The sequence below is a fragment of the Nonomuraea sp. NPDC059023 genome, assembly GCF_042740095.1.
Taxonomy (GTDB): Bacteria; Actinomycetota; Actinomycetes; order Streptosporangiales; family Streptosporangiaceae; genus Nonomuraea.
Genome location: NZ_JBHYIO010000073.1, coordinates 1 through 25836, shown reverse-complemented (window position 1 = coordinate 25836; position 25836 = coordinate 1). Strand labels below are relative to the sequence as shown.

Genomic DNA, 25836 nt, shown 5'->3' with positions numbered 1-25836 from the left:
CACATCCACTACTCCACCCTGGCCGGCTCCGGACCGGGCCCCCTCCTCGGCCTCACCCTCGTGACCACCGGCCTCGTAGCAGCGGGCCTGTACGGACTCCGCCGCCGCGACCTGGCCCTGTAACCACCAGCCGCACCCCGCCCATGGTGCACCCGCAAGTTCTCCCAGCCGGGGATGCCGCCGAACACGAAGCCATCTACTACGTTCGACACCAGCCCCAACTGACGGCTGGAACCAGCCAATAGAGTCTCCATCGATCCCGGTGCGATTCAGTCGCACCTGGGTAAACATCTCGAGCCTAAAGATCATTCGCATCGTGGCATCGGTGGACGCGCCCCGCCAATCTCGCGATCATGCTGTGCTCGGCAGTCCGTCTCAGGATAAAAGGCTCAATATGCTCGGCGAAGTTGATAGGAGGCCACATTGAAGGCGGGCTCTGTTCTCATGGGCAGCTAAGCGCGAAAGTCGCGTCAAGCCCTGGCCTTCGTGTAAAGGACTCCTGCCATGGTAGGTTTCCCCGCCGCACCTGTCGCGTCTCTAGTACGGCAGCCGCCATTCGTTAGCTGAGCTGGGTATATGCGGTGGCCAGGCGGGTGTGTTGGTGGAACCAGCGGGCGCGTGCTTGATGCCGGCAGGTGCGGTCCGGGCGGGACAAGACGCCGTTCACGCTCCATGGGTAGGGCTGGCACTACCAAGAACCAGGGTGCCGCCAGCAATGCCGCTCTTTGCGGCTGTATTTAGGGTTTCGGCATGACCTTTTCTCGTGCCACAGTGACCGCCGGGCTCGCCCTGGGCTGCCTTGCCACCGCGTTCCCCGCCGAAGCCTCAGTAGCACAAACCGTGGCACGCGGCGCCTTGGTCTCCTCGACCCTCGTGGAGAAGCTGGACAAGGGCCAGGTCGCCGAGCGGCTCAAGGCGACCGGCATCGATGCGGCGCAGGTGAAGTACGGGGTCAGCGCCTATCGCGTGGTCTATCGCACTGTGGACGCCAAGGGCCGGTCCACCACCGCCAGCCAGTTGGTTGCCCTGCCTGACAACAGCCGGCGCAACCTGCGGGTCGTCTCCTGGTTGCACGGCACTACCGTGTACCGGGGTGATGTGGCCTCGGTGAACGAGAAATCCACCGACCGCGCCACGGCGCTGCTGTTCGCGGGGGCCGGGCATGCGGTATCCGCCCCTGACTATCTCGGCCTGGGCACGGGGCCCGGCCACCACACCTACGGAGACCCGCGGACCACGGTCTCCGCCCCGGTGGACGCCCTGCGCGCGACCCGCGCCTTCGCCAGAGGCCACGAGCGGCGGCTCGACTCGCGCGTGCTGGTCAGCGGCTTCTCACAAGGCGGTCCCGCGACCATGATGGTGGGGCGCTTCCTGCAACAGGGCCGCGACCCGTACTTCCGGCTGGGCGGCCTCGCCCCTATCGCCGGCCCGTTCGACCTGAGTTCTTTCGAGGCCGCCGCTGCGAACGACAAGATCCGGATGGCCTCGCTCTACCTGGCCTACTTCGTGATCTCGGCTGACCGTTATACCGACGTCTACCGCACACCGAGTGAGGCCTTCCGCGCCCCGTACGACGAGCAGGTGGAGAAGCTCTTCGACGGAAACCATCAGGCTGCGGAGATTGCCCAGGCGTTGCCGCCGACGTCCGAGAAGTTGTTCACCGCGCAGTTCCTGGACAGGGTGCGCAAGCCGACCGGCAAACTGAAGGAGCTGCTGACCGCGCTCGACTCCACCTGCAACTGGAAGCCGGACGTTCCGGTCCGCCTGCATCATGCCCAGGGCGACACGGACGTCGCCTACGACAACGCGCTGTACTGCCAGCGTCAACTACGTTCCCGCGGCGCCACGCAGACTCTCACCGACGCGGGCAACGTGGATCATAACCAGACCGTCCGTAAGGCGCTGCCGCTGGTGGTCGCCGGCTTCACGGGCAACCGGGCCTGATCCGTCCGGCATCGAGAACGCCGGTACGGCCGAATCTCTCAGATATGAACATGACGAAGATGCAGAGAACCATGATGATCGCGGGCCCCGGCTCGGGCGATGTGAACCTGGCCTTCGCCGGGCCGCCTGACCAGGTCACAACCACCACGGATTCGGGCAAGACCGTGATCCAGGTGCCTCAGGGGTCGTACAACATCGTGGCCAAGACGGACTCCGGCCACAAGAGCATCAAGTCCGCGAGCGTCCCCTCGGCCCAGCGCACGATCGCGCTGTCCAGCGATTCCGGGGACCTGGAGGTCAGGACACCCTGATGGGCGCCTCCCAGCGACAGCTGGCATTCGTTAGCTGAGCTGGATATATGCGGTGGCCAGGCGGGCGCGGCGATGGAACCAGCGGGCGCGTGCTTGATGACGGCGTCGCCAGGCTGACCAGTGAGCAACGTGTTCCAGGGTTGGTGTGTGGCCAGTGACGGCGTTGAACAGGCGCTTGACCTCTGCGATCGTCAGCGGGATCAGACCAGGGTCGGCGGGCGGTGCCTCGTCGGGACGGGTGGGGCGCGTGGCCTGGGTGTCGGTGCGTTGCCGGGTCGCGGCGGCGCTGGCCGCGCAGACGGCCAAGGCGGCCATGACCAGCACAAGGTGCCGCAACAGCGCCTGGTGGAGGCGGATCTGGGACTCGTCCAGGCCGAATAGGTTCTTGCCGGCCTGGAAGCTCTCCTCCACCGGCCATCGCAGCCCGGCCGCGGTGATCAGGCGAGCCAGGGGTGGCTGGCTGACCGGCGGGCACAAGCAGTAGTGAAAGGCCAGTTCGCCACTCTTGCGGTGCTTGCGCACCAGCAGATAGTGGGCGGGGCTGGCAGTGGCGATCCAAGCCCAGGCGTAGGTGCGCTCGCCCTTGGAGCCGTTCCCGGCCGAGCGGATGACCCACCGGCGTTTCTGCCTCAGATATTTGGCCACGGCTTGTTCGCAGCTCAGGCAGGTGCCGCCGCCGAGGGTGAGGGTGAAGGTGGCACGGATACGCAAGACGTAGGCCTGGCCGTGTTCTTCCAGAAAAGTCCTCAGCTTGGTGCAGGCGCCGTAGACCTCGTCACCGGCCACGAAGTCCAGGCGCACGTCGTCGGCGTAGGCCTCGCGCAGCAGGTCGATGGCCAGTTCGCCCTTGGTGGCGAAGGTCAGATGCAGCGGCAGGCCGGTGGTGATCGCGGTGACGGGGTCGCTGATCTGCTCGGCGGGGATCCATTGCCGTGCGCCGAGCAGCGCGTGCCCGGTGGCGGCGCGCGCGTAGGCGAGGTAGACGGTGTTGATGCCGTTGTCGATGCCCCCGGCGCAGCCCATGTGCTGGCGCTTGACGCCCGCCGTGGCCAGGCCCTTCTTCTCCTGGCCGGACTCGTCCAGCACGCCGATGGTCAGGCTGCCCGGCCGGGCGGCGGCATCGAGCCGGGTGACGGCGAAGCGGCGGATGGTGCTCATTGCGCCCGCGGTGTCCCACCGAGCCCGGTTCAGCAGGCGCTGGGTGGCATCCGGGCGGCGGTCGCCAATCCATTCGGCGATCGTCCAGCCGTTGCGTCTGGGCAGCTCGGACATGACGGCTCGGACGTACTTGGCCTGGCTTTGTCTACTGGTCAACGGCGAGCCACTCGCGACTGCCCGTCTGGGGCAGGTGAGCCTCTCCGGCCGCGGTTGAGGTAGGGGTCAGGGTTTCTCGCACGTGGTTTTCAGTCCTTGTTCGCTCGCTCTGGGAACTGGTGAGGGCGATCCGGCGCTGGGATGGAGGGGATCTGTGGCTGGGGGTCGCAACACTGGTGGCGCACTCAGACAGGAGACCCACATGATCACTCAATCTCCCTCAACCGGACTCACCTTCCTTAGACGCGTCCTCGCGCTCGACGCGGCCGTCACCGCCGTCAACGGGCTCGCCTACGTGGCGATGGGCGAGTTGATCGGCAAGGTCCTGGGTCCTCACGCGGCGACGCTGCGCTGGCCCGGTGTCTTCCTGGTGGTCTACGGCGCGGCGGTGGCCTATTTGGCGGCGCGTCCCAGGGCGGCGGGCGTGGTCACGGTGGTGGCTGTCAACGGGGTGTGGGCTGTGGGCAGCGTCGTCATCGTCCTGACGGGGCTGCTGAACCTTACGGCCCTCGGGGTCGCATGGGTGCTGGCACAGGCCGCGGTCGTCGCGGCGTTCGCGGTCCTGCAGCTCGCAGGGTTGCGCAGGGTCAGCTGACGGATCTTCATCGAAGGAGGAACGATGCGCACTATGTTCAGGAAAGCGGCAGCCGCGACGGCGGGTCTGGCGCTCGCCGGTGGCGTCCTGTTCGGCGTGGCCTCGGCCGCGCGAGCCGATGTCGTGCCTTTGGGCTGGGAACTCTACAAGGCCTACGGCGACTCTTCGGAGGCCTCGCGCAAGCTGTGTTTCGCAGAGGGGCGCCGGTTGTTCGGCAACCAGTTCAAGTGCTCCCCTGGAGCGTTGGGCTGGGCGCTCTATTTCTGGTCCTGACGTGGAGGGTGGGCCCGGGCCACCCGGGCCACCCTCTGGTGTCAGGTCGGAATCCATCGGTCGCGAGCGTATCCGCGGCGCTGGCCAGGTTCTCAGTGCTGTACCGCTGCTCCTCGATGGAAGGCGGCAGCGCGGCTCAGCGCCTGTCCCGCTTCCGGAAGGAAGGACCAGAACATGTGGAAGACATGCGCGTCGACCGGATAGAGGTCGAGCTCGACCTCCACCCCGTACTTGGCGGCTCGGGCGGCGAGTAGCCGGGCTTCGTGTACGAGGGCGTCGCCGGTGCCGACCTGTACGAGCATCGGCGGGTAGCCGGTCAGGTCCGCCGCGAGCGGGTCGAGGAGAGGGTCGCTCGCCGGACGGCCCTGAAGGTAGTCGCGTACGGCGTCGCGACTGAGCGTCAGCAGTGGTGCCGAGGCGGTCTTGACCATCAGCTCGCAGGTCAGATCGACCCACGGGCAGAGCAGGATCGCCCGGCCCGGCATGGGCAGCCGACGCTGCTTGAGCGCGCCCAGCAGCGACAGCGCCAGCCCGCCGCCGGAAGAGTCGCCCGCCACGGCCAGAGCGCCGGGGTCGTCGGTCCGGTCGAGCAGCCACTGGTAGGCGCGCAGTACGTCGTCGAGCGCCGCCGGGTAGGGATGCTCGGGGGCCAGCCGGTACTCCGGCAACAACACCGACGTCCCTGCCGCCACGCAGAACGCGCCGACGACGGAGCGGTAGCCGTACGCCGAGCCCATGGTGTAGCTGCCACCGTGCAGGTAGAGCACGGTGGGTGGGCGCTCCGCGCCCGGCGTCAGCACGAACGACGGCACCCCGCCCGCGCTCACCGGGCGAGTGTCGATCTCCGTGGGGACGGGGAACTCGGCCAGCAGCGACTCGAAGGCCTCCCGCAACTCCTGCCGGTGCGCGGTCCCGACGATCGCGTGCCGGGGGTCCATCAGGCGGGCGATCCGGCCGGCCGTATCATCGCCGGCCGCGCGAGTGGCGGCCACGGCGCTGTCCACGTCGGCGAGGATGACGCGGGCGCGCTCCTGCAGCGCTCGTCCGGAGGGCGTCAATTCGACCCGGTGGGTGGTACGGCGGAGCAGTTCGTAGCCGATCAGCCGTTCCAGCGCCCGGATCTGGCGGCTCAGCGCCGGCTGTGACAGATACAGCCGGCTGGCGGCCCGGCCGAAGTTGAGCTCGTCGGCCACCGCGGTGAACGCGCGCAGGTGGCGCAACTCGATCGCGTCAGGCGCTGGGGGCAACGGCAGGGTGTCGCTCACCCTGTCATTGTGGGCCATGCGTTGGGCGTATTGCGGTCATGCGTGTTCGGCCTTTCCTTTGGTGTGAACGGCCGTGTCAGTCTGGCCGTGTCGCAAGGAACACCATCAAGTCTCTGTGAAGCGGACTCGAATTCCCGATCGGCATCGGACTTGTGACGGTGCCCGGATCCTCCCCTGACAACCCAACCAAGAACCAAGGAGTGAAACATGCGCGAAGTTGTGCTGTACCACCTGATGTCGCTGGACGGCGTCGCCTATGAGGAGCCCGGTGACTGGCTCGCCGACGAGGGGGATCACCTGATCGACTATCTCCGCCAGGTCATCGCCACACAGGACGACGTCCTGATGGGACGAGGCAACTACGACTACTGGGTTAAACACTGGCCCACATCGGACTTCGAGCCCTTCGCCACGTTCATCAACAGCGTGCGCAAGCACGTCGTCACCTCGAGCGCGCTCACCTCGGAGTGGACGAACACCGTCGTGGCCGGCACCCCCGCGATCGACTACGTCACCGACCTGAAACAGCGACCGGGCGGAGACATCGGCGTGCACGGCAGCCTCGAGCTGGCGCGCTCGCTCATGCACGCCGGGCTCATCGACCGGCTACGGCTGGTCGTCGCGCCCGCCATCGTGGGACGGGGAAGGAGAGTCTTCGGCGCTGAAGAGGTCGTGCGCTCATGGGCACTGACCGGACTCGAGCAGGGGCGGAGCGGCACGCTGTTCCTCGACTACACCAAGAAGTAGGGGGTCTTCAGCTCACGTTGGTGCTGCTCGAGGTGGAGTGAGGACCTGGGCGATCAATTGGGTGTCGGTGTACTCGGTGATCTCGGCGACCTTGCCGTCGCGTATGACGAAGATCCAGCAATAGCGGTTCGGGTAGGGGCGCCCGGATGTGGTGATGCTGTGATTGCGGCCTTCGACGACGACCACATCATCATCGGCCACGAAGCGCTCGGCGCTGACCACATTGCGCCCGCCGAGCTGTTCCGCGAGCGGGCGGAGCAGGTCCTCCAGTACGGCACGCTTTCCGTCATAGGTGCCTGACCACGCGGTCTGGCCGATGATCGTCCAGCGGACGTCATCGGCCAGAGCGTCGATGAAGGGTCGCCCATTACCCTTCGCGGTTTCGGCGAAAACTCCCTGCAGAAATGCCCGGTTATCGGCCTTGGACACCCGGCAGACCTCCCAGTAATCCGTCCTGCCGCTCCTATCTCCGTGATTCCGGCGACGCGGCGGCCGCGCGGGTGGCGTTGGCGGTGATCGCCGCCTGCAGCCACTCGGCCGCGCCGGGGCGGGTGTTGTCCTCGATGCCTGCACGGTAGCGCGGATCGTCCACGTAAAGCTGGCTCTTGAGCACGTGGAACTCGTGGCTCATATCGTAGAACCAGCGGCTGACGTGCGTTCGTTGCGCCTCGGCGACATCCATGGCGGCCTCGCCCTCGGGGTCGGCGCCCGCGTCCATGAGGTCGCGGATGCGTGCCTCGATGACCGCGTTGTCGTCGTTGATCTGTTCCCACTCGCGCTTACCGTAGCGGGCGACTCGCTTGGCCGTCTGGCTGTAGGCGTCCGAGTCGCCCCAGCGTTGTTCCACCTCTCGAAGATGCTGGTCTTCCTTCTCCGCCCATTCGCCCCACACCTCGCGCTTGTCGGCGTCGGTCAGGGGAGACTGGATCTTCTTGTCGCTCATGACGATGACCATAAAGTCTCACGTAGCGTGAGGCTCAAGCCGAAAGTCCTACGTCGCGGCGAATCAGGGTGTGATGTTGTGGTTGTGGCGGAAGATGTTGTCGGGGTCCCACTCCCGCTTCAGTGCCCGCAGCCGGTCGAGGCGAGGCTGGTCGTAGACGCGGCCGAGGCCGTTGTCGTCGTCGGACAGGACGTTCACGTAGGCGCCGGCGGCGTGCGGTGTCAGGTTCGCCGCAAGCAGCCTGGCGTCGGCCATCCGGGTCTCGTCCTCGGCGGGGTCGTTCCATTTGGCCGCCGCGACATACTCGAACGCGGCCGATCGGTGGGCGAAGGCCGAGTCGCCTGCCTCGGCGATGGCGCCGCCGTACTGCTGGATGCTGGCGGCGACGCCGTGGTGGCCGACTCCGTGCAGCAAGATGCCCTTGATCGCCTCGTCGCTCAGCTCGGTGAAGTAGTGGCCCTTCCAGTAGCGGCGGAAGGTGTGCCCTTCCGCGCTGTCATCGCGCCGCTGCAGGTCGAGATAGCTGATCTCGTGCGCGCGGACGGCCAGGGGCTTACCTAGTGTTTCCAGGGCGGCGACGTGGAGACGTGCCTGCTCCGGATCGCCGACCCAGACCCATCCGAGCGTCACGACCCCGTCGGCGACGGTGGCGTTGAAAGTGGCCTCGCGCGGAGCCTCGGCGCTGAGGTCGCGCCAGGCGCGCATCGCGTCGAACGCCGTGTCGGCGGCGAAGTCGTGCTCGGCGACGAAGGCACGCGTGCCCACCTTGTGCAGGACGAACTCGAACTCGGTGACCACGCCGAAGTTCCCGCCGCCGCCACGCAGGCCCCAGAACAGCTCCGCGTTGACCTCCGGCGTCGCCCTGACCAGCTCGCCGTCCGCGGTGACCAGCTCGAATCTGGCGACGTTGTCGCAGGTCAGGCCGTAGCGGCGGGCCAGCCAGCCCATCCCTCCGCCGAGGGTGAGCCCGCCCACCCCGGTGTGCGAGACGTTCCCGGCCGTGGTGGCCAGGCCGTACACCTGGGCGGCGTCGTCCAGCGCGCCCAGAAGCGCGCCGCCCTGCACCACGGCGCGGCGGGCGGCCGGGTCGATCCGCACGGACGCCAGCGGCGACAGGTCGATCATCAGGCCGCCCTCGGGGACGGCGTGCCCCACGATGCTGTGCCCGCCGCACCGCACGCCGACCGTCAGGTCCCTCTCACGAGCAGCCCGTACGGCCGCGCGCACGTCGGCCACGCTCGCGCACCGCATGATGACGCTGGGCCGCCGATCCACCATGGCGTTCCAGACCGACCGGGCGGTGTCGTAGCCCTCGTCTCCTGGCAGGAGCACCTGCCCGTCCAACCGGGTATCCATTGGCTTTGTCCTTTCCTCGGGTGATAACGGCTCAGCCGTCGCGTGCGCGCGGACCAGCCGCGGCAGGCGGTAGCGCTCCGGAGCGGTCTGTTCGACCAGGTGGTCGGCGTTCAGCCGGTCCAGGTGCCGCCGGATCCGGTCGGGCGGCACCTGGACGAGCGCGGCGAGTGGCTCCGGCTCCAGCACGTCGCCGGGGTAGAGGGAGGCGGCCAGGCGCAGAGTCCGCCGGGCCGCCGGGTCGAGGCGCTCGTACGACCAGGCCAGCGCTCGCCGGACATCTTGGTCGCCGTCGCCCGCCTGGAAGGCGGCCAGGACGTCGCGCTCGATCTCGCGTGCGAGCGCTCCGGCGGACAGTCCGGGCACGCGGGCGAGCCGCTCCCCGACGATCCGTAATGGCAAGGGCAGGTGCTCGCAGAGCTCGGCCAGGGTCCTCGTCTGCTCGGGTTCGCGGCGCAGCCGGTCGTGGCCTGCCTGTCCGGCCAGCAGTTCCAGGGACTCCTCCGGTGGCAGGGGGCGCAGGGCGATCCGCGCCGCGGTGCCGCTGGTGACCAGGCCGCGCAGCTGGTTGCGGCTGGTGATGATGACCGTCGGGCCGTTGCCGGGCAGCAGGGGCCGCACGTGGCGGGTGTCGCGAGCGTTGTCCAGGAGGATCAGCATCCTGCGGCCGGCCGTACGAGATCGGAACATCGAGGTTGCCGCGTCGCGATCCGCGGGAACGTCAGCCGGGCGCACGCCGAGACCGCGCAGCAGGATGCGCAGGGCCTGGCCGGGGGAGAGGGACGGTAGAGCGTCGAACCCGCGCAGGTCGAGGTAGAGCTGGCCGTCGGGGAAGGCGCCGGCGGCGGCAGCGGCCCAGTGGATGGCCAGCGCGGTCTTGCCGACGCCCGCCCGGCCCACGATGACGGTGGCGCCCGGATGCTTCGCGGCCCGGTCCAGGGTTTCGAGCTCGCCCGCGCGTCCCACGAAGCCGCTGACATCGGCGGGCGTTTCGCGCGGTGGGTGCGCCTCGGCGGCGCCCGTCGTGGGCTCCGGCACCCCGGCGAGGATCGCCTGGTGAAGGTCACGCAGTTCGGCTCCGGGCTCGACGCCCAGTTCCTCGCGCAGATGGCCGAAGGCCTCGCGGTAGGCGTCCAGCGACTCCGCCCGCCGTCCGGCCTGGAGCAGGGCGCGCATCAACTGCGCCCAGTGCCGCTCGCGCAACGGATGCTCCAGAGTCAGCGTCCGCAACTCGGGGATGAGGTCACGGGAGGGGCTGCCGGAGGACAGGTCCAGGTCGATACGGCGTTCGACGGCGCGCCTGCGCTCCTCTTCCAGGACGGCGACGTCGCGCTGTTGCAGGATCTCGGAGGCCGCGTCCGCGCAGGCGCCGCCGCGCCACAGGCCGACCGCCCTGCGCAGCAGCGCGATCTCCTGCCCGGGTGAGTCGGCCTGGCAGGCCCGGTTCAGCAGGTGGCGGAACTCCAGCATGTCCAGCCGGTCGGGGCCGAGCCGGATCTCGTAGCCGCCCGGCCAGGTCCGGACGGTCGTGCCGTCCCCCAGCCACTGCCTCAGCCGTGCGACGTACGTCTGCACGACGCGCCGTTCGTCCTGGGGCGGCTGGTTGCCCCACAGTCGCTGTGACAGGCTCTCGATCGAGACGACCTGGTTGGCGTGCAGGAGAAGGCAGGCCAGTAGCGTGCGCGTTTTGGCTCCCGGCACCGGCCGCCACGCGCCGTCGCCGAGGCTGACGGTGAGGGGTCCAAGAACGGAGAAGCGCGGCGAGAGCGCACGCTCCCGCGCCGAGCCGGAGGTCTCAAGGACCTCTCCAACCACCATGAACCGCCCGCCTTTGAAGCCCCGATGCCGTCCCGTCGGGACCAGCCTTGGATCGTGCCGCGGCCCGGAGCAACCCTTTCGAAGGGTCTCGAAACGTCCGGCGCCGCTCACAGAGCCGCAGCGCGCAGTTCCGCCGCGAGCCCGGCCGCGCTGTGACCGGGCGAGACCCCCTCCACGAGAACGGCGACGCCGTCGATGTGCCCGGTGCGCAGCGGCAGAATCGCCTGGTAGGCCGCCGACTCGTACCAGCGCATGACACGGTCCATGTCGGGGAACTCGATGACCACGACGGTGCCGGGCCACTGGCCTTCACGGACGTCGACCGGGGGGCCGTGGACCAGGAACCGCCCCTGGAAGGGGTCCATCGTGGCCTGGACGCGCTCCATGTACTCCAGGACGTCGGGGTGCATCGACGGCGTCTTGAGATGGGCGATCGCGTAAGCGGTCATGGGACGGGCCTTTCGTCAATGAGGCGGTGTTCCGGCTCAACGAGGCCAGGCTGGCACGACCGCTCACGCCGAAGGAAAGGCCGAACACGCATGACCGCGATGCGTGGAACGCATGAGCCGCCGGCGTTCCTCAGCCCTGGGCGGGACGGAAGGCGGCGGCGTGTGACAAAGCCTTGGCCGCTTCCGGCAGGAACGACCAGTACATGTGGAAGACGTGCGCGTCGACCGGATAGAGGTCGAGTTCCACTTCCACCCCGTGCTCTGCGGCTCGCTCGGCGAGTAGCCGGGCTTCGTGTACGAGGGCGTCGCCGGTGCCGACCTGCACGAGCATCGGCGGGTAGCCGGTCAGGTCCGCCGCGAACGGGTGGAGCAACGGGTCACTCGCCGGATGGCCCTGAAGGTAGTCGCGTACGGCGTCGCGGGCCAGCCTCAGCAGCGCCGCCGGCGCCGTCGTGGCCAGATGTTCGCAGGTCAGGTCCACCCACGGGCTCAGCAACAGGACTCGTCCCGGCATCGGCAGCCGGCGCTGTTTGAGCGTGGCCAGCAGCGACAGGGCCAGCCCGCCGCCGGAGGAGTCGCCCGCCACGGTCAGCGCGCCGGGGTCGTCGGTCCGGTCCAGCAGCCACTGGTAGGTGCGTACGGCGTCGTCGAGGGCCGCCGGGTAGGGATGTTCGGGGGCCAGCCGGTACTCCGGCAGCAGGACCGGCGTCTCGGCCGCCACGCAGAACGCGCCCACGATGGAGCGGTAGCCGTACGCGGAGCCCATGGTGTAACCCCCGCCGTGCAGGTACAGCACCGTGGGCGCGCCCTCCACACCCGGCGTGAGCACGAACGACGGCACCCCGCCCGCGCTCACCGGGCGCGTGTCGATGTCGGCGGGCACGGGGAACTCGCCCAGCAGCGCCTCGTTGGCGTCGCGCAGTTCCTGCAGGTGCGCGGTGCCGGCGATGGTGTTGAGCGGCTCCATCAGCCGGGCGATCCGCCCGGCCGTCTCGTCACCGGCCGCGCGGGCTGCGGCCACGGCGTTGTCGACCTCGGACAGGATGGCGCGCGTGCGCTCCAGCAGCGCCTGCCCGGCCAGCGTCACCTCGACCCTGTGGGTGGTACGGCGCAGCAGTTCGTAGCCGATCAGCCTCTCCAGCGCGCGGATCTGGCGGCTGAGCGCGGGCTGCGACAGGTAGAGCCGGTTGGCGGCCCGGCCGAAGTTGAGCTCGTCGGCCACCGCGGCGAACGCGCGCAGGTGGCGCAACTCGATCGCGTCAGGCGCTGGGGGCAACGGCAGGTTGTCGCTCACCCTGTCATTGTGGGCCATACGTTGTGCGTATTGCGGTCATCCACGTATGGCCCTTCCCAACGGGCCCTGTCCACCGTCGCCGGTGGCTCAGGAGGTGCAGGTCCCACCGTCGAGGACTGTCATTCCGCCCCCCTTGATATAGCCGTTCCATGCGGGAACGCGTACCCGGTCCGTTCTGGTGTAATAGAAATAGACAATCGTTCCTCGCTTGATCGAACCCTTCGGGGTCCAGCCTCGCGGGGTGCGATAAAGCGTTTTGTGGACGTTGAGTCGCGCTTTGTTCCAACTGCAGTCGGAGGACGCGGACGTGGTGGCCGACGCGACGCCACTCGCCGCACTGGCTACTGCCAGGCCTGTCGTCAGTAGGACGCAGACGAATATCCGGCGCATGTCAGTGCGCTCCCTTCGTTGTCGATTGCGGGACTGTAATGTCGTCTCGACACCTCCACCCCATCAACGGGGGTGGATGCCAGGATGACTCTCTTCACGTATGAACTGCCCTGCCCGGCCTCGGGCTACGGCAAGGCGTAACCGGAGGCCAGGCAGGGCACGTCCCGGGTTCCACGTGCACCCGAACCTGCCGACGATGTCGGCAGGTTCGCATCAGATGCGGCAGGAGCCCGGCACGACCCTCATCTTTCCGACCTGCCCCCACGCCAGACCAAGTGGCTCCATCTGCCGGTGAAGGACGCCATTGATCTTGGCGGTCAGATCCCGGTACCCCGCGAAGCGCTGACCCAGCCGCACCGGGAAGGCCTGATCGCCGCTCGACGTCACGAAGTGGTGTGGGGCGGTGATCTGGTACGTACAGACCATGTAGCGCGACGCCGTGGAGCTGGAGACGCTGGAGTCGGCCGCCTGTGCCACGGCCGGCAGGGCCAGGACGCTCGCCAGCGCCGCGGCGGCAACCGGGATTCGGACGAAGTTTCGCATGTCTGCCTTCCAGTCGGATAGGGGAGCGCGCCGCTGTTCAGGGCGGTCGCGCCTCCGAGGGAGATATGGCCCGGCCCCGTGAAGTCACGGATTACCTGGCCGTGCTTCGTGGAGTCGATGACGATGGAGCCCTCAAACCTGGGCCGTTCCCTGCCCGCCGGGGCAGACGACGCGCCTGCGACGTGCACGAAGACTCACTAGAAACTAACGACGCCCGCCATCAAGCCACCCTCGACGGGACATCAGCTTGTCGAGGGACCGAGCGCATCGACCGGCGGGAGCGGGAAGCGCGCGATGCCCGTCATCACAGCGTAAGAATTGAGTGACAGGTTGACGTCTACGCTGGCCGCATGGTCGCAGTTCGAACGACGGTCGCCGTCATGGCTGTGGTCCTGCTGCTCGCCGCACGCGGTTCCGGACAGATGGCCACCAGCCAGGCGCCCGCGGCGACGTCCACACCGAGCGGCACCGCTTCGTCGGCCGCGCGCTCCATCCCCGGAGCCTTGAGATTCACCGCAAAGACCCTGGACGGCCAGGCGTTCAGCGGTGAGACGCTGGCCGGCAAGCCGGTGGTGTTCTGGTTCTGGGCGCCCTGGTGCCCCAAGTGCAGGGCCGAAGCGCCGCATGTCAAGGCCGCCGCCGCGTACAGGGACGTGGCTTTTGTCGGCGTCGCGAGCCTGGACACCGAAGCGGCCATGAAGGAGTTCGTCCAGCGGACCGGTACCGGTGGCATCCCCCACTTGTCGGATGAGAAGGGCGCGGTCTGGGCCACGTTCGGCATCGCCTCGCAGTCCACCTTCCTGTTCATGAAGGCGGACGGCTCCACCAGCAAGGCCACCGGGCCGCTGGGTGCCGAGGAGGTCAACGCGCAGGTCGAGAAGCTGCGCGCGGGATGAACGATCTGCCGCTGGCGCTGGCCGTGACTGCGGGCAGCGTGGCCGCGTTCAATCCGTGTGGTTTCGCCCTGTTGCCCGCCTACCTGAGCATGCTCCTGGGTGACGAGCGTGGCGGCGCGCGTCGGGCCTTGGGTTGTTCGGCGGCGATGACCGCGGGATTCGTCACTGTCTTCGGCCTGTTCGGCCTGGTGGTCACCCTGTTGTCCCTGGCGGTCGCGCTGGCCCGTGGCGCCGCGGTGTCCAGGATGCGGCGCATCCTGCCCTACATCCCCCGCATCAGCGGCGCGCTCCTGATCCTGGCCGGACTCTACGTCGCCTACTACGGCTGGTACGAGCTGCGCGTCTTCGCCGGGGAGGCCGCCGACGACCCGATCATCGGCATGGTCACCAGACTGCAGGGCGCCCTTACCGGCTGGCTGGAGGCGCTCGGCCCGGCCTGGATCGCCTTCGCGCTCGCCATGCTCCTGCTCATCGCGATCGGCATCCGCCGCGTCTTCCGCCGATGACTCTCCTATCGTGGAATGGTCGTTCCACGATAAGAAGTGGGCTGTACCCCCACATCAAGCTTTTCGATCTCGATGCGGTGCTGGACCAGGTCGTGCGCGTGACCGGGCTGAGCAGGTCCCTGGCCGCCCAGGCGTAGCCGTGTCCGTCGACGCGGTGTTCGGCGCACTGGCCGATCCGACCAGGCGCACCATCATGAACGTGATCGCCAGCGAAGGCGGCGCCAGCGCCAGCGCGCTGGCTCGGCACCTGCCGATCACCAGACAGGGCATCGCCAAGCATCTGGCGGTACTCGAAGAAGCCGGGCTCATCACCGCCCGGCGAGCCGGCCGCGAGGTGAAGTACGACGCCCGCCCCGAACTGATCAACGAGGCGATGACCTGGATGGCAGGCATCGCCGCCGAATGGGACGACCGTCTGGCCGCCCTGGCCAGACTCGCACAACAGGAGGACCCTCCATGAACATCACCGGCACGATCGTCGGCCTGGACCTGACCGTCCCCGACGCACCCGAGATCAGAGACTTCTACGCCGCGGTCATCGGCTGGCAGCCACAAACCCTGCAGGGCACGCTGGCCACCGATGACGACGACTTTGTCATAGCATCCCCCGGTGGCGACTGGGTGGCCGGCGTATGCCACCGCCGCGGCGAGAACGCCGACCTACCACCCCCGCGGCTCGCCTACATCGCCGTCGACAACCTGGAAAACCAGCCTGAAGACCTGCACCGAACGCGGCGGCACCCAGCTCACCCCGATCAAGGGCGCGCCCGGATCGAACCGCTACTGCGTCATTCAGGACCCGGCCGGCGCGATGCTAGCGCTCACTGAAAACGCAGCAACCGCAGGCTGAATGACCGGCCTCGGCGACATGGGGCTGCTCGACGAGGGCTTGGTGAGGCGTTATCCGATGAGGAGCCCTATCAGCATCAGAGCCGCGCTGCCTCCCAGAACACCCAGCCAGGCGAAGCGGGAGGACGTCGCGGATCGGCGCTGGTAGGACAGCGCCGCGAGCCCGAACAAGACGGCCGGAACGCCGAAGACGACCCAGGCGGCGGCGAAGTTGAACCAGCCTGTCGCGGACATGTTGCTGATGCCCTTGTCGAGTGCGATGGGGACACCCGCCAGGATGAGCAGCTTGACGATGAGCTCCAGCGCCGGATAGACGAACTGGGCGGCGGCCGAGCCCCAGAGCCCGCCCAGGACGAGCCAGCCGGGCAGGCGTCCGCCCCAGGGGCGGACGCTGGCTAGCGCGAGCATGACCGTGAGGATTCTGAGCCCGACTGCTCCGAGCGCGATCAGGCCGTCTCCTTCTGGCCACGCGCTTTCGACGACCGCGTTGACGGCTGCCAGGATGAGCACGATCGCACAGAAAAGGCCGACGAAGCCGGCGGCGCCGTACGCGGGCCATAGAGGAGCCCATGACCGGTCTTTCTGATGAGTGCGGGGCAACGTGAGGGCCTTTCGGCAAGGTGGTCAGGTCAGGAGGGTGAGGAGTTCTGCTCCCCGAGGGGTGATCTTGATGTGGACCTGGCGGCCGTGGCGTTGGCGGCTGAGCAGGTCGGCGGACTGGAGCTGGTCACAGTGGTAGCTGGCTGTGGAAGGCGAGCAGTTCAGAAGGGCGGCGAGTTGCCCGATGGGGATGGAGGCCCCGGCGAGCCGCAGGATGGCGGCGCGGGTGTGACCGAGAGCGAGGCCGAGCTTGTCGGTGTCGTTGCGTACGGGCTGGCGGGATGGGCTGGACCACAACAGGCCGACGGCAGGTAGGGGATAGCCGATCCACGCCGGGCCGGGCTGGTCGAAGGAGAACAGGCAGGCGCCCTGACCGGAGATGACGGGCACGAAGGTGAGCCGCCGGCCGGCGAGGTCGAAGGACCTGCCCTGCTGGTCCGGCAGCCGGATGGAGCCGCCGTCGTAGGCCAGACGTTCGCTCAGGCCGGGTAGCAGGGTATGCAGGCTGCGCGTCACGGCGGCCAGGCCGATGCGCTCCTGTTCCTGGCGCAGGAGGGTGTCGGCGTTCTTCCAGATGACGCGGAACTCCTCCCACAATCGGTTCATGAGCCGCGCGTAGGCGCGTATCCATGTTCCCGGACGGTCCGCCACCGGTTGCCAGTGCCGGGGGAGAGCCGGGCCGAACTCGGCTTCCAGTTCCCGGATGAGGATGAAGTCGTCGAGTTCGGCCAGGGCGGCGAGATAGGTGCCCATGTCCGCCTCCGCGATCGTGGAGGTGGCGGTCAGGCAGTCGGGGATGACCGAGAAATGGGGGTCGAACAGTGGGCGCAGGATGACGGCGTCGTCGCCGATGGCCGCGGCGACGGCGCGCTGCCAGTGGCGGGGGACACCGTGCGGCCGTCCGCCGAGCGTGCCCGCGATCAGCGACAGGAGCGTCGCGCCGGGGTGCAGGGACACGGTGGCGTTGACGTCGTCGAGGGCGCCGATCCGTAACTGTGAGTATCCCTGCATGTCTCTCCTGTCGTGTGCGTCACGACCGTTCAGCGGATGGGGTCCTTGAGGAGCTTCATGACGGCGATCGCGGTGGCGGCCAAGACGACGGCGCTGATCGCGGCGACGGTGTGAAGAGACCCGGTGAACGCCTCACGCGCCGCCGCCAGCAGCGCGGAGGCCTGCTCTTCGGGAAGCGCCGCGGCCAGCGCGCCCGCCGCGGTGGCGGAGTCGGACGCCGCGTCCGTGATGCCGCCGGGGAACTGCTGAGCCGAGGTGTTCATGTGCGTGCGGTAGACGAAGGCACCGACGCTGCCAAGGATGGCGATGCCCAGGGCATAGCCGCACTCGTTGCCGGTCTGGGTGAGTCCCGCGGCCGACCCGGCCCGTTCGGGTGGTGCGGAGCCGACGACCACGTTGGTGCCCAGGCCCACGAGGGGGCCGCCGCCGATCGAGGTCAGGCAGAAGCCGGTGATCACAAGAGCCGGTCCTGCAGACGTTCCGGCCTGAGTCAGCACCACCAGTCCGGCGGAGGCGACGAGGAGCCCGCCGCCGAAGAGGTAGGCGGTGGAGACGTGCCGCGCCAGCAGGGGAGCCACCTGGAAGCCGAGGATCGCGGCCACCATGCCGGGCACCATCGCCAGGCCGGTGTGCAGGGGCGACAGCCCGTGGTTGAGCTGCAGGTACTGGGCGACGAAGACCATCGTGCCGCCGGAGAGCATGGTGTACAGCAGCATGGCGGCCAGTGTCGAGGTGAACCTGCGCCCGGCGAACAGGCGCAGGTCCAGCAGGGGGTCGGCCAGCCGGTTCTGGCGGCGGACGAAGGCCACCGCCACCGCCAGGCCGAGCACGAGGCTGATGACGGCCTCGGGCCGCCAGCCGTGGGCGGCGGTCTCCTTCAGGCCGTAGACGATCGGCAGGATGGCCGCCAGCGACAGTAGGACGCTGGGCAGGTCCAGCCGGCCGCGCTCCGCCGTACCGCGGAATTCCGGCAGGAGGAGAGGGCCGAGCACGAGGAGAAGGGCCATCGCCGGAACGCCGAGGAGCAGGACCGAGCCCCACCAGAAGCGCTCCAGCATGACGCCTCCGACCAGCGGGCCGACGATGGCGCCCGTGGTGAAGCAACCCGCCCAGATGCCGACCGCCGTGGCCCGCTGACCGGGATCATGGAACATATTCATGATCAACGCGAGCGTCGAGGGAGTCAGCGTGGCACCGGCGACGCCGAGCAGGGCCCGGGCCGCGATGAGCATCTCCGGGCTCGTGGAGTACGCGGCCGCGATCGAGGCGAGGCCGAAGGCCGCCGCACCGATGAGCAGCAGCCGCCGGCGCCCCAGCCGGTCGCCCAGGGCGCCCGCGGTGATCAGCAGGCCGGCCACCAGGAACCCGTAGATGTCCATGATCCACAGTTGCTGGGTCCCGCTGGCTCCGAGGTCGGCGCTGACGTGCGGGATCGCCAGCAGCATCACGAACGTGTCGAGCGAGACGAGCAGGGTCGGCAGCGCCAGTACGGCCAGGCCGATCCACTCCCGCCGGGTCGCCCGGACGGCGGCCTGGGGCGCGCTCATCACGCGCCCGCCACCTGGTAGGAGAGGATCACCACTCCCGAGCCGAGGGTGCGCGTGCCCATCAGCGACAGGGCGGTGTTGTCGCCCTGGCTGAGCAGCATGTCGCCGGGGCCGCCGACGCCGGCGAAACGTGGATGCACCCAAAGATGCAGTTCGTCCAGCATGCCGTGCCGTATGAGGGTTCGCGCGACGGGGCCGAAGCCGTGCATGAGGATGTCGCCGCCGTCGTCCTGGCGCTTCAGTTTCTCGGCCGCCGGAATGAGGTCCGTGATGATCGTGGTGTTGTGCCAGTCGGCCTTGTCCAGGGTGGTGGAGGCGACGTACTTGCGCATGTTGTTGATCGTGTCCGGATAGTCGCCGCCGCGTCCCGGCCAGGCGCCGGCGTAGACGTCGTAGGTGTGGCGACCCATCAGCAGCGCCGTGGCAGCCGAGAGTTGCTCAAGGGCGATCTGGCTGGACTCGTCGTCGATGTAGGCGAAGTGCCAGGCGTCCATGTGGTTGACGACGCCGTCCACACTAACGAACGTGGAGTTGATGATCTTGTTCATTCTTGCCTGCTCTGATGGAGTGTCCGGTGGACACTTGATGGCATGGGTGGTGAGCATAAAACCTCACGTAACGTGAGGCTCAAGTGGTCAATTGCCGTGCGGTCAGCCGGTCGGCCGGTACGTCAGCACCACGAGGCCTGAAGGCAGGACCCTGGTGTCGGCGAGGGCGAAGCTCGCGGTGAGACCCTTGCGGTGAAGCAGGTCGCCGCTTCCAATGAGGAAGGGGTGCAGCCACAGGCGAACCTCGTCGATGAGGCCGTGTTCCAGGAGGGCGCGGGAGAACGAGCCGAAGCCGTACTGGACCAGCCGGGCGCCGCCGTCCTTGAGGGCGGCGACGCGTTCGGCCGCCCGCTCGGCCAGGACGCCGGTGCCCGTCCAGGTGGGGGCAGTGAGGGTGGTGGAGGCGACGTACTTGGGCATGGCGTTGATGTGGTCGCTGTAGGTGTCGCCGGAGCGTTCGGGCCAGGTGGCGGCGAACACCTCGTAGGTGCGCCGGCCCATGAGCAGGGCGTCGGACGCAAGGAGCAGATCGGTCTGGATCTTCTCGGAGGCGCCGCCGTCGTCACCCGTTGAGGGCCAGTCCTGCGGGTCGCCGATGACCCCGTCGAGCGTGATGTACGTGGAGTTGACCAGGTAACCCATGGTGGTGTTCCTTTCGACGCGGCCAGACTGGCACGGCCGTTCACGCCGAGGGAAAGGCCGAACGCGCATGACCGTGATACGCGCAACGCATGGCCCGCTCAGCGTTGAAGAATTGCCTCTACCTCCACGATCAGCTGAATCGTCTCCCCGACGGCGACTCCGCCTCCGCTGACGCCGAAGTCCTTGCGGTTGATCTCTCCGGTGGCGCTGAAGCTCCGCACGCGTACCGCCCGCGAACCCGTTGACTTCGAGGGCCAGTGGCACCTGACGCCGGACTCCCCGTAGGGTGAGCTCTCCCTCGAGAATTAGACCGTCTCGAACGCAGGTCGAGCGGTACTCCATGGTGGGATGGGTGGCGCCGACGCAGCCATTATCGCTGCTTATGCGAGGTTGTCGGCGACCTACTGGGGCTGGATGTGGGGACGCTGCGACGGCCCCTGCTGGCATACGGCCTGGCCGTGGCGTACGTGATGGTGCGCTCGACTGGTTGGGCCGTTATGGCGCTGGTGACCGTCAACGGCGTGCAGGTCGTGGGCGGCTTGGTCGCTGTGTTCGCCGTTTTGCAGGCCTCCGTCGGAGATCACGCTCAGATAGGTTATCGTCGCCATCGCATGGCCCCGTGGTTGTGCGGCGTCGTTCTCCTGGTGCCCGCAGTTGTCCGGAAGTGCCTGCGGGCCAGGCGACCTGCCCTTTCCAGGGGTTGGAATCAGGTCGTTCGCCGAGCGGAAGCCATCTTCCAGTACGTAGCCAACCGTTCAGAAGCTACTGCCGCCTCTCGGTCGCGTCTCAATAGGACGAGACCGAGGGGCGCGCCGCCTTGGTGACATCGGAGGCTAATGTCCGGCGTAAGCGCGCACTCTGAATAGGCCTAGTCGACTCTACGCCGACAGGTCGATCCAGGCCGTTACATCGCAGTCCGTGTGGGTTACGTCAGCGTCGATGATGGCGAGGAGTCGTTGTGCAGGCGCGTTGTCAGCCGTCGTGCTCGCGAACAAGCGCCGTGCACCGGCGTTACGGGCCAAGGCGGCGAGTTTCTTGATTACGACCGTGCCAGTTCCCTCGCCTCGGTGCGAGCGTCCGAGCCAGATGCCTGCTTCCACAACGTGCTCAGCATCGTCGAGCCGAGCCAATCGGGCGGCTCCCACCACCGTTCCATCCACGACGATGGCGTAGGTTGTCTCCACGGGATTGCTCGACAGTGATCGTGTCCGGTGGAATCGCACGAACGCCGCTCGCCGCTCCGAAGTCCAACCTGCGGGACCCTCCAGCGGAGGCATCACCTCGACAGGATCAGCGTCCTTAACCGCGGCGTCGAGAAGCCGGGACAATAGTTCTTCATCGAGCGCATGCAGCTCAATCTCGGGCATCTCTTCCTCATTGAATCGTTCAGAGGCCAGCCCGTGGCGACTGCACCCCGAAAGGATCGAACGTACGCCGAGACCCTCTTGGATGTCATCCCATTATTACGCCCGAGCAACACGATGAGCGTTGGCCGCGTCCATGATCACCACTCTGCGCCCTAAATCCTATTTAGGCAGCAGTGGCATCATTGGTCACATTGGCATCAGCCTCTTCGTTTGCCTTTCTGGACACCCGCGCGAATCCTGCAAGTCAGAGCACGGTTGAGACGATGCTGTTCAAGCGGCTGTAGGTGGTGGTCTTTATCGAGCATGGCACTCGGCGGCCGCGTCTGGGGGGAGCGGCCGGGCATCCGATCGGCGCATGGACGGTGCAGCAGGCCTGCTACTTGGTCATGGATCTGGGGAGAGCATCGCCGGGCTGCGGTTCGTGATCCACGATCGGGTCCCGCTCTTCACCGTCGCCTTTCGAGAGGCTTTCACAGCCGATGGGCTGCGGATCATCACCATGCCGCCGCGGGCGCCGAGGATGAACGCCATCTGCGAGCGAGTGATCGGCACTCTGCGCCGCGAACTCCTGGACCGGATGCTGATCCTCAGTGAACGCCATCTGGCCCTGGTGCTTCGCGAGTGCCTGATCCACTACAACGGGCACAGCCCGCACCAGTCCGGCACCAACGGCCCCCAGGCACCGCGACGCAGTCCGCCCGCGACGTGACCGAACTCAACGACCTGCGATCCATCCGCCGAAGACCCGTCGTCGCAGGCATGATCAGCGAATACCACCACGCCGCTTAACCGCAGCTCAGCCCACAAAACTCAAACAGTCGAGCGGCACACGATCGGCTCGGAGGAATCCTCCACGAATACTCACATGCCGCTTGAACTGCACGGACGCAATTTTCGCAGGCGTAGTGTCGGCGTACTGAGGGGCCCAGCGGATCGGTTCACCTCCGCGCCCGCAAGGCGCGCAGCAGGAAGGGCGTGAACTTCACCAACTTCCTGCCCGCGATCAGCAAGGACGCCCTGAAGAAGATCAGCGGGGAGGTCCGCTCATGATGGCTTCACCTGCGTACTCGCCACACCCTCGGGGAGTTGGCCCGCAAGATCAACCTAATCGTGAGGGGCTGGCTGCAGTGCTACGGAGCGTTCTACCGCTCGGCGCTGCAGCCCTTCCTGGAGCGCATCAACGCCTACCTGGTGCGCTGGATCCGCAAGCAATAAAGGCGGTTACGGTCCTTCTAGAAAGCCGACCAAGCCTGGCGGCGCATCACCCGCCAGTACCCCGACTGTTTGCCCGTTGGGTATAGACCGTTTGTTACTGGTGATCAGGACGACGGGAGCGGAGCGACGGGAGACTGTCACGCTCCGTTCTGTGGGAGCTCGAGGGTGCGATTCCCTCGGGCGACCCGACCTAAGAGCGGTCATTTAAGCAAGAACCACAGGGTGCCTGCCTGGATCGCGCCGCAGCCGATCAGAAAGGCCGTCAGCGCTCCTGCCTCCAGCGCATCGAGTGGAGGCACAAACACGACGAGAGAAGACGGCAGCGTAGCCACGAAGAGCGCAATACCTGGACCGATCGGCGCGCCGTGCATGACGGAGACGTAGTGGGTTACGCCAGCCGTGATCAGCACGACCCCAACATAGGCACCGGAGATGATAGGTGCCCTGCTCATAGTTCTCCCCTTCGGGCAGTGGCAGGCCCTCGAAGGGCCTGCCACTGGTTGGCTCAACGGGTCGCGTCCGCGCCGTTCTTCGGATTGCCGAAGCGCACAGCCGCGCGATAGACCCAGGCGACCCTCCCGCAGTAGGCCCTGCGCTGTCCGTACGCGGGACAGGTCCAGTCGCGCAAGGTCACATGGAACACGTCGTCCACGCTCCTCTTGTGCCAGCTGTCGAGGTAGTAGCGGTAGAGCTTGTATCTGTTACCGATCAGGCCGTAACCGTAGTCGTGCATGTCACAAGCCGCTACGAAGTTGAACCCGGAAGGCCGGTCGGGCGCCCTGGTGCAGTGGTCGTACACCACGCCCACGACCCGCCGGCGGGTGGGCAACTCCCGCCAGTACGGCTTGCGCCAGCCGTAGTGCGCCGCCCACGCCGAACAGCCACCTTTAGTGTAGTAGAGCCAGGTCGTGGCGGTCGAGCAGTAGCTGGGGTAGGCCAGGACCGAGACGTCGTCCGCAGGCCGGAACTCGGCTGCGGGTGGAGCCGTGGCGTCGGGATCGGCGAGGCTCGGCGCACCGGCGGGCGGGCTGTCGGGCGAGTCAGGGACGTTAGGAAGGCCGCCATCGCCGGTAGAGGTGGCGGTCGGAGCAGCCGAGCCGCCGACGTAGCGCAGGTCCCAGGCCCCCTTGCTGACGGACGAAAGCGTGGACACGCGGCCCATGGCGTCGTAGGCGTAAGTGGCCTGGGCGCTGACGCCGGGGTCGGTGACGGTGCGGAGGTATCCGGCGGTGTCGAAGGTGTACTTCGCGACCACCTGCGTTGCGCCGGAGCCGGTCGCGAGCGAGATCTGCTTGACGCGTCCGGCGTAGTCGCCGAAGCCCGCCGCCGTGGCGGTGGTCGCGGCGGCGTAGCTAAAGGTCAGCACGCTTTTCGGTGTTTGCCCGGCGGCCGGTTCCGTCACGGTGGCGACACGGCCATGGCCGTCGTAACCGACGGTAGCGGTGCCGTGTGTCTTGTTGCCAACTCCGGTCACCCGCCAGGAGGCGGCGTCCGACGTCACCTGAGCCCAAGTAAAGGTAAGATTGAGGTCGGCAGCGTCGGCCACGGTACCGTCGGGCTTGGCGAAGGAGTCATCCCCGTGTGCGCGCGCGCCGAGATCCATCGCGGGTGTCTCGATGATCGTGGTGCGCAAGGCTCCGAGCGCGTCGTCCCAGCGCGTGCCCTCGCTGAGCTTGGCACCATCGACGGCTTCGAATTCGCGGACGCCGCCCCCCATTGGCAAGGCGGCACTGCTCTTGAGGTCGTACCGAGTGGAGCCGGGCAGGCCAACCTCGCTGACAACAATGAAGTCGCCGTGGACGCTGAGCGAGCGGCTGGTCGTGCCGCCGAGGAACTCCGCCGCCCAGCCAGGTCCAAAGACCGCCAGGTCAGTCCGTGTGAACGGCACAGACTCCGGTTTCGCCAGAGTCCCGTCCACAGCTGTCACTGTGTGCCTGCGTCCGATTGCCCCCGCAGAGACGTCGGATTCTGAAAATTCGAAGCTCTGACCCTCGGGCAGGAACTGGCCCGGACCGATCGGCTGGACAGCGCCAGCCTGATCGGCGGCTACCGGCAAGGCTATGGTGAGGGGGAGAACGACTACCGTGGCCGCCAGGCCAAGCGTTGACAGACGTAATCTCTTAATGGGCATTCGTGTGCCGCCTCCTAAATTGATGGTGTGAGACGACGTCATCTTCACAGGCGCTGCCTTTAACGCGCCTTCAGCACACCTCCATCGCGCCTTCATCAATTTCAGAACCGTTTGAGATCTGCTGCTGGTGACAGCCCGTTGGCAGTACCCGTGAGTAGCTCTTCTGGAAGGCTCCAGTGGGCCCGACGCATTGTTCGGGTGACCGCGGCCATGGAATGCGGTTCTGATCCTGCGCCTGCCGAAAATTAAGTCCACCAAGCTCGTGGCCACGTTGGCCTTGCCTGGGGTGCGTGAGCTCCGGACGGTTGCGTCCGCGGAAGTGGTGTACGAGTTTGACCTGGTCACAAGCGTGGCAGCCGTGAAATGAGTACGGCCATCGCGTGATCCTTCGAGTGCGAACAAGAAGGAGATCAAGGCGATGGCCGTAAACAACAGTGTGACGCCCGCTGCGTGGCTGGCGAAGCAGATCGAGACCACCGAGCCGGATCTGTTGCGATCCATGGTGAAGACCATGGCCGAGGCGTTGATGTCAGCCGAAGCCGACACCCGCTGCGGCGCCGACTACGGGCAACGTAGCGACGAGCGCACCAACTCCCGCAACGGCTACCGAGTCCGCGAGTGGGATACCCGCGCAGGGACGATCGAGCTGGCGATCCCGAAGCTGCGCTCCGGCTCCTACTTCCCCGACTGGCTGCTGGAACGCCGCCGCCGGGCCGAACAGGCCCTGATCAGCGTGGTGGCCACCAGCTACCTGCTCGGGGTCTCCACCCGCCGTGTCGACCGGCTGGTCGAGCAACTCGGCATCACCGGCATCTCCAAGAGTCAGGTCTCCACGATGGCCAAGACGTTGGATGCGCAGGTCGAGGCGTTCCGGACCCGGGCGTTGGACGGCGGTCCCTACACCTTCGTCTGGCTCGATGCCCTCACCCAGAAGGTGCGCGAGGGCGGCCGGATCATCAACGTCCACGCCCTGGTGGCCACCGCGGTCAACGCCAACGGCCAGCGCGAGATCCTCGGCCTGGAGGTCACCAGCCGCGAAGACGGCGCCGGCCGGCTGGCCTTCCTGCGCAGTCTCGTAGCACGCGGCCTGTCCGGTGTCCACCTGGTCATCTCCGACGCCCACGCCGGACTGGTCGATGCCGTGGGCGCAATGCCTGCCCGGCGCGTCCTGGCAACGCTGCCGCACCCACTGGAGCCGTAAAGAATCAAGGTGTCGATTCTGTGACACGTGGGATGTCGTGGTGCGGGGTGATGCCGTTCAGGAGCGCGTCGGCGCTGGAGTATC

General features: G+C 67.6%; 28 protein-coding genes and 2 pseudogenes. 12 read left to right on the top strand and 18 right to left on the bottom strand.

The window, feature by feature from the left end:
* The first annotated feature begins 750 nt into the window (after positions 1 to 750).
* Positions 751 to 1944, top strand: a complete 1194-nt coding sequence (locus tag ACFWYW_RS56465; RefSeq protein WP_379626774.1) for a lipase family protein — start codon at positions 751 to 753, stop codon at positions 1942 to 1944.
* A 50-nt stretch (positions 1945 to 1994) separates the two neighbouring features.
* Complete coding sequence (locus ACFWYW_RS56460) at positions 1995 to 2255, top strand: hypothetical protein (protein WP_379626776.1); 261 nt, start codon at positions 1995 to 1997, stop codon at positions 2253 to 2255.
* A 30-nt stretch (positions 2256 to 2285) separates the two neighbouring features.
* Here the strand turns inward: ACFWYW_RS56460 and ACFWYW_RS56455 are convergent, their stop codons facing one another.
* The gene (locus tag ACFWYW_RS56455) at positions 2286 to 3569 is read right to left on the bottom strand and encodes an IS701 family transposase (RefSeq protein WP_379626778.1); all 1284 of its coding nucleotides are present in this window, start codon (positions 3567 to 3569) and stop codon (positions 2286 to 2288) included.
* Positions 3570 to 3771: 202 nt separating this feature from the next.
* Between ACFWYW_RS56455 and ACFWYW_RS56450 the strand changes: the two genes are divergently transcribed.
* Together ACFWYW_RS56450 and ACFWYW_RS56445 are read left to right on the top strand one after the other, a co-directional pair.
* Entirely contained in the window at positions 3772 to 4164 is a 393-nt protein-coding gene (locus ACFWYW_RS56450; RefSeq protein ID WP_379626780.1) for a hypothetical protein, read from the top strand.
* A gap of 24 nt (positions 4165 to 4188) precedes the next feature.
* Positions 4189 to 4437 carry a hypothetical protein gene (locus tag ACFWYW_RS56445; protein WP_379626782.1) on the top strand — a complete coding sequence of 83 codons (249 nt, stop codon included), beginning with the start codon at positions 4189 to 4191 and terminating at the stop codon, positions 4435 to 4437.
* Between the two features lie 92 nt (positions 4438 to 4529).
* Here the strand turns inward: ACFWYW_RS56445 and ACFWYW_RS56440 are convergent, their stop codons facing one another.
* Positions 4530 to 5702 (bottom strand): alpha/beta hydrolase fold domain-containing protein, encoded by a 1173-nt coding sequence (locus tag ACFWYW_RS56440; RefSeq protein ID WP_379626784.1) that lies wholly within the window; start codon positions 5700 to 5702, stop codon positions 4530 to 4532.
* A 207-nt stretch (positions 5703 to 5909) separates the two neighbouring features.
* Between ACFWYW_RS56440 and ACFWYW_RS56435 the strand changes: the two genes are divergently transcribed.
* Complete coding sequence (locus tag ACFWYW_RS56435; RefSeq protein WP_379626786.1) at positions 5910 to 6449, top strand: dihydrofolate reductase family protein; 540 nt, start codon at positions 5910 to 5912, stop codon at positions 6447 to 6449.
* 12 nt (positions 6450 to 6461) lie between these two features.
* Here the strand turns inward: ACFWYW_RS56435 and ACFWYW_RS56430 are convergent, their stop codons facing one another.
* The 6 genes from ACFWYW_RS56430 to ACFWYW_RS56405 all read right to left on the bottom strand — a co-directional run bounded on the left by ACFWYW_RS56430 (position 6462) and on the right by ACFWYW_RS56405 (position 13239).
* Positions 6462 to 6878, bottom strand: coding sequence for a nuclear transport factor 2 family protein (locus ACFWYW_RS56430; RefSeq protein WP_379626788.1), 417 nt, complete (start codon positions 6876 to 6878; stop codon positions 6462 to 6464).
* A gap of 34 nt (positions 6879 to 6912) precedes the next feature.
* A complete protein-coding gene (locus ACFWYW_RS56425; RefSeq protein ID WP_379626790.1) occupies positions 6913 to 7392 on the bottom strand; it encodes a TipAS antibiotic-recognition domain-containing protein in 480 nt (159 codons plus the stop codon).
* A 63-nt stretch (positions 7393 to 7455) separates the two neighbouring features.
* Positions 7456 to 10563 carry a BTAD domain-containing putative transcriptional regulator gene (locus ACFWYW_RS56420; protein ID WP_379626792.1) on the bottom strand — a complete coding sequence of 1036 codons (3108 nt, stop codon included), beginning with the start codon at positions 10561 to 10563 and terminating at the stop codon, positions 7456 to 7458.
* A gap of 107 nt (positions 10564 to 10670) precedes the next feature.
* Entirely contained in the window at positions 10671 to 11012 is a 342-nt protein-coding gene (locus ACFWYW_RS56415; RefSeq protein WP_379626794.1) for a DUF1330 domain-containing protein, read from the bottom strand.
* Between the two features lie 130 nt (positions 11013 to 11142).
* Entirely contained in the window at positions 11143 to 12306 is a 1164-nt protein-coding gene (locus ACFWYW_RS56410) for an alpha/beta hydrolase fold domain-containing protein (RefSeq protein ID WP_379626797.1), read from the bottom strand.
* A 603-nt stretch (positions 12307 to 12909) separates the two neighbouring features.
* Positions 12910 to 13239 carry a hypothetical protein gene (locus ACFWYW_RS56405; protein ID WP_379626799.1) on the bottom strand — a complete coding sequence of 110 codons (330 nt, stop codon included), beginning with the start codon at positions 13237 to 13239 and terminating at the stop codon, positions 12910 to 12912.
* A gap of 350 nt (positions 13240 to 13589) precedes the next feature.
* Here ACFWYW_RS56405 and ACFWYW_RS56400 point away from each other — a divergent pair, with 350 nt between their 5' ends.
* From ACFWYW_RS56400 to ACFWYW_RS56385, 4 genes are all read left to right on the top strand, one after another.
* Positions 13590 to 14135: a TlpA family protein disulfide reductase gene (locus ACFWYW_RS56400; protein ID WP_379626801.1), complete on the top strand. Its 546-nt coding sequence runs from the start codon at positions 13590 to 13592 to the stop codon at positions 14133 to 14135.
* The gene (locus ACFWYW_RS56395) at positions 14132 to 14641 is read left to right on the top strand and encodes a cytochrome c biogenesis CcdA family protein (RefSeq protein ID WP_379626803.1); all 510 of its coding nucleotides are present in this window, start codon (positions 14132 to 14134) and stop codon (positions 14639 to 14641) included. The genes ACFWYW_RS56400 and ACFWYW_RS56395 overlap by 4 nt, the downstream gene beginning before the upstream one ends.
* Before the next feature lie 139 nt (positions 14642 to 14780).
* The gene (locus ACFWYW_RS56390; protein WP_379626805.1) at positions 14781 to 15101 is read left to right on the top strand and encodes an ArsR/SmtB family transcription factor; all 321 of its coding nucleotides are present in this window, start codon (positions 14781 to 14783) and stop codon (positions 15099 to 15101) included.
* Positions 15098 to 15469 carry a hypothetical protein gene (locus ACFWYW_RS56385; protein ID WP_379626807.1) on the top strand — a complete coding sequence of 124 codons (372 nt, stop codon included), beginning with the start codon at positions 15098 to 15100 and terminating at the stop codon, positions 15467 to 15469. Before ACFWYW_RS56390 ends, ACFWYW_RS56385 begins: the two co-directional genes overlap by 4 nt.
* 72 nt (positions 15470 to 15541) lie before the next feature.
* Here the strand turns inward: ACFWYW_RS56385 and ACFWYW_RS56380 are convergent, their stop codons facing one another.
* The 8 genes and pseudogenes from ACFWYW_RS56380 to ACFWYW_RS56345 all read right to left on the bottom strand — a co-directional run bounded on the left by ACFWYW_RS56380 (position 15542) and on the right by ACFWYW_RS56345 (position 21205).
* Positions 15542 to 16000, bottom strand: coding sequence for a hypothetical protein (locus tag ACFWYW_RS56380; RefSeq protein WP_379626809.1), 459 nt, complete (start codon positions 15998 to 16000; stop codon positions 15542 to 15544).
* A gap of 114 nt (positions 16001 to 16114) precedes the next feature.
* Complete coding sequence (locus ACFWYW_RS56375) at positions 16115 to 17101, bottom strand: ArsR/SmtB family transcription factor (RefSeq protein WP_379626811.1); 987 nt, start codon at positions 17099 to 17101, stop codon at positions 16115 to 16117.
* A 29-nt stretch (positions 17102 to 17130) separates the two neighbouring features.
* Positions 17131 to 18648: an MFS transporter gene (locus ACFWYW_RS56370; protein ID WP_379626813.1), complete on the bottom strand. Its 1518-nt coding sequence runs from the start codon at positions 18646 to 18648 to the stop codon at positions 17131 to 17133.
* Entirely contained in the window at positions 18648 to 19196 is a 549-nt protein-coding gene (locus tag ACFWYW_RS56365) for a dihydrofolate reductase family protein (RefSeq protein WP_379626815.1), read from the bottom strand. Before ACFWYW_RS56365 ends, ACFWYW_RS56370 begins: the two co-directional genes overlap by 1 nt.
* A 102-nt stretch (positions 19197 to 19298) precedes the next feature.
* Entirely contained in the window at positions 19299 to 19838 is a 540-nt protein-coding gene (locus tag ACFWYW_RS56360) for a dihydrofolate reductase family protein (RefSeq protein ID WP_379626826.1), read from the bottom strand.
* A 98-nt stretch (positions 19839 to 19936) separates the two neighbouring features.
* Entirely contained in the window at positions 19937 to 20059 is a 123-nt protein-coding gene (locus ACFWYW_RS56355; RefSeq protein WP_379626828.1) for a YceI family protein, read from the bottom strand.
* A gap of 67 nt (positions 20060 to 20126) precedes the next feature.
* Positions 20127 to 20180 (bottom strand): annotated as a pseudogene (locus tag ACFWYW_RS56350) (hypothetical protein); the annotation flags it as partial.
* 536 nt (positions 20181 to 20716) lie between these two features.
* A complete protein-coding gene (locus ACFWYW_RS56345; protein WP_379626817.1) occupies positions 20717 to 21205 on the bottom strand; it encodes a GNAT family N-acetyltransferase in 489 nt (162 codons plus the stop codon).
* Positions 21206 to 21560: 355 nt separating this feature from the next.
* Between ACFWYW_RS56345 and ACFWYW_RS56340 the strand changes: the two genes are divergently transcribed.
* Complete coding sequence (locus ACFWYW_RS56340) at positions 21561 to 21914, top strand: integrase core domain-containing protein (RefSeq protein ID WP_379626820.1); 354 nt, start codon at positions 21561 to 21563, stop codon at positions 21912 to 21914.
* 350 nt (positions 21915 to 22264) lie between these two features.
* The gene (locus ACFWYW_RS56335) at positions 22265 to 22420 is read left to right on the top strand and encodes a group II intron maturase-specific domain-containing protein (RefSeq protein WP_379626830.1); all 156 of its coding nucleotides are present in this window, start codon (positions 22265 to 22267) and stop codon (positions 22418 to 22420) included.
* Positions 22421 to 22620: 200 nt separating this feature from the next.
* Here ACFWYW_RS56335 and ACFWYW_RS56330 read toward each other — a convergent pair whose 3' ends face one another.
* Together ACFWYW_RS56330 and ACFWYW_RS56325 are read right to left on the bottom strand one after the other, a co-directional pair.
* Entirely contained in the window at positions 22621 to 22872 is a 252-nt protein-coding gene (locus tag ACFWYW_RS56330) for an SCO4225 family membrane protein (RefSeq protein WP_379626822.1), read from the bottom strand.
* A gap of 53 nt (positions 22873 to 22925) precedes the next feature.
* Positions 22926 to 24338 carry a phospholipase A2 gene (locus ACFWYW_RS56325; RefSeq protein WP_379626824.1) on the bottom strand — a complete coding sequence of 471 codons (1413 nt, stop codon included), beginning with the start codon at positions 24336 to 24338 and terminating at the stop codon, positions 22926 to 22928.
* A gap of 631 nt (positions 24339 to 24969) precedes the next feature.
* Here ACFWYW_RS56325 and ACFWYW_RS56320 point away from each other — a divergent pair.
* Positions 24970 to 25747 (top strand): annotated as a pseudogene (locus tag ACFWYW_RS56320) (IS256 family transposase); the annotation flags it as partial.
* Between the last annotated feature and the right edge of the window lie 89 nt (positions 25748 to 25836).